We start from the raw sequence: 2,792 nt of genomic DNA on the forward strand, positions 1-2,792 counted from the left end.
GAGGCCGTGGCCGCGCAGGTCCGCGACCGGCTCTCCTCCCGGGGCTCCCCCCTGGCCGGGCGGGTCGGCGCCTACAGGGGCGGGTACCTGCCCGAGGAACGCCGCGCCCTGGAGGCCGCCATCCGCAGCGGCCGGGTGCGCGCGCTGGCCACCACGTCCGCCCTGGAGCTCGGGCTCGACATCTCCGGCCTCGACGCCACGGTCACCGCCGGGTGGCCAGGCACGCGCGCCTCCCTGTGGCAGCAGATCGGCCGCGCGGGTCGGGCGGGGCGGGCGGGCGTGTCCGTGCTCATCGCCTCTGAGAACCCGCTCGACGCCTACCTGGTGCGCCACCCCGAGGACATCCTCGCCGAAGTCGAGGCCGCAGTCATCGACCCCGCGAACCCGTGGGTGCTGGCCCCCCACCTGTGCGCAGCGGCCGCCGAGGCGCCCCTGACCGAGGCCGATTCCGCGTACTTCGGCCCCGGCCTCGCCGACGTCGTCGGGGCCCTGGAGCGCGACGGGCTCCTGCGGCGCAGGCCGGCCGGCTGGTTCTGGGACGCCACGCGCCCCGAGCGGCCCAGCGACCTCACCGACCTGCGCGGAGGAGGGGGCGACGTGCAGATCGTCGACCCGGCGGGCGTGGTCATCGGCACCATCGACGAGGCATCGGCGGACGCGCACGTCTTCCCCGACGCTGTCTACGTCCACCAGGGGCGCACCTACCACGTGCTGTCGCTGTCCTCCGTGACAGGGGCCGCGGGCCCGGTCGGCTGGGGGCGGGCGCCGGTCGGGGCGCCGCCCCTGGTCGCCCCCGTCCGCCCCGGCGACCAGCGTGTCGCCGTCGTCGAGGAGGTGCGCACCCCTCTGCGCACGCGCGCCTCCACCCACACGAGCGTCGCGATCCGCGGTGTGGAGGCGAGTTGGACCAGTCCCGACGGGCTGCTCACCTGGTGCTTCGGCCCCACCGACGTGTCGACTCGGGTCACGGACTACGACCTTCTGCGCCTGCCGGGCCTGGAGTTCATCCGTAACACCGAGCTGGCGATGCCCACGCGCACCCTGCCCACCCGTTCCGCCTGGTTCCAGCTCGAGCGCGGAGCCGAGGCGGTGCTCGGCATCGGCGCCGCCGACCTGCCCGGAGCCCTGCACGCCGCCGAGCACGCGATGATCGCCATCCTGCCGCTCATCGCGACCTGCGACCGGTGGGACCTGGGGGGACTGTCCACACAGTCGCACGACGACACCGGCCGCCCCACCGTGTTCGTCCACGACGCCTTCCGCGGGGGCGCCGGGCACACCCGCAGCGGGTACGCCCGGGCCGCGCAGTGGATCGGGGCGGCCCTGGAGGCGGTGCGGGAGTGCCCGTGCGAGGACGGATGCCCCCGCTGCGTCCAATCGCCCAAGTGCGGCAACGGGAACGAGCCCCTCTCCAAGGCGGGGGCGGTCGCCCTGCTCGGGTTCGTCCTCGAGCGCTGCCCGTGAGGGCCGGGCGCCGGGCCGCGCCCGCGGGCGGCGCCCCTGGGCCCCGCCCACTCTGCGAAGAGGCGCCGCACCTCCAACAGTGCCCGCAGCGGGCAGCGACCCCTGTGCCCCGCAAGCAGTGGTAGTCCGCCTTGCTCCCCGCGCGGCGGGCGCGACGCGGGAGGGACAGGCCTTCCACAGTTCCGGATATGGGACGTGCCGTAGCGCGCCGACTACTGAGCCGAAGATGCGCGCCGTCCACGGCCCGGCGGGCGAGCCCCGTCGGGTGTTCCAAAATGCGTCTGAGTTTCGGGCGGAAATGGTGGCGCGACGGGCGCTTGTTCCAAAATGCGTCTGAGTCTGCCCGATTTCGCCCGGATCACGCCGAAACGGCTGAACCCAGACGCATTTTGGACCAGACCACCGCAGAACCATCTGAGAACCGCGGAACCCAGACGCATTTTGGACCAGTAGACGCGATGGGAAGCACGATCAGGCCCGTTCCTTGGGGGCGCCGAGGGGTGGGCCGCAGGAGAAGCCTCCAGTGCCAGCGCCTCGTTCGACTGGAGGGGGCACCGGGGTGCGAGCCGCAGAAGAAGCCTCCTCGACGCTGCCCACTACCTGTCGGAGGAGCGCGCCGAGGGGGATAGGCCGCAAGAGAAACCTGAAGGGCCCGGCCTTGCGGCCGAGCCCTTCAAGCATCCCATCAACACAGTGCAAGTCTTCCGATGAACTCCCTTTCCCTCGAAACCCCTGTGGTTTCGCGTCCTTGTTGGTATACAACCTACGGGCCCTACCTTGTGGAACCATTGAACGAACCTGCGAGTTCCCTGGGAATTTCTCACGGCTCGACCCCGGCGCGCGCCCGGGCCCGCACTTGGACCGGTATTCCAACGATCGCAACGCGCCTGACCAGTTCGACACGGCAGTCGCTCCCGTGCAGATCACATTTCTCAGTGGAAGCGCCGTTGGCCGAGGCGACCCTGGCCGCCGCCGAGCACGGCCCGTCCCCCACGTCCTCCCACGCGGCCACGGCCGCGGCCTCCGCGCCCGCGAGCGCCGACAGGTCCGCAGCCGCCTGCAGACGGGTGCGGGCAGCGAAGGCCTGGCCCACTCCCACGACGACCACGACCACCGCGACCACGAGGGCGAGCACTCCGACCGCGTACAGGCTCCCCGAACCGCGCTCGTCGGCGGCCGCCGCGGTCGCGGGGCAGTGCTCCGGGCCGGTGGCGCTGGGGCGGCCGCCGGTGCCATCCGTGGTCGCGCAATCCCATGAGTGAAATGCGGCGCCCGAGCGGTGCCCCGAGGCGGCCCACGGCCCGGGGCCACGGCGATCGGACGCGCCA

General features: G+C 73.0%; 2 protein-coding genes. One reads left to right on the forward strand and one right to left on the reverse strand.

Annotation, left to right across the window (positions count from 1 at the left end):
* Window positions 1–1,464, forward strand: a 1,464-nt coding sequence (locus BH719_RS05870) for a DEAD/DEAH box helicase (RefSeq protein ID WP_009743884.1), incomplete at its 5' end; no start/stop codon positions are given.
* Between the two features lie 820 nt (window positions 1,465–2,284).
* On the opposite strand, the gene BH719_RS10330 is transcribed toward BH719_RS05870, so the two are convergent.
* On the reverse strand, window positions 2,285–2,792 hold a 508-nt coding region (locus BH719_RS10330), incomplete at its 5' end, for an Rv3654c family TadE-like protein (RefSeq protein WP_009743886.1).

Source organism: Pauljensenia hongkongensis, from assembly GCF_001746855.1.
Classification (GTDB): Bacteria; Actinomycetota; Actinomycetes; order Actinomycetales; family Actinomycetaceae; genus Pauljensenia; species Pauljensenia hongkongensis.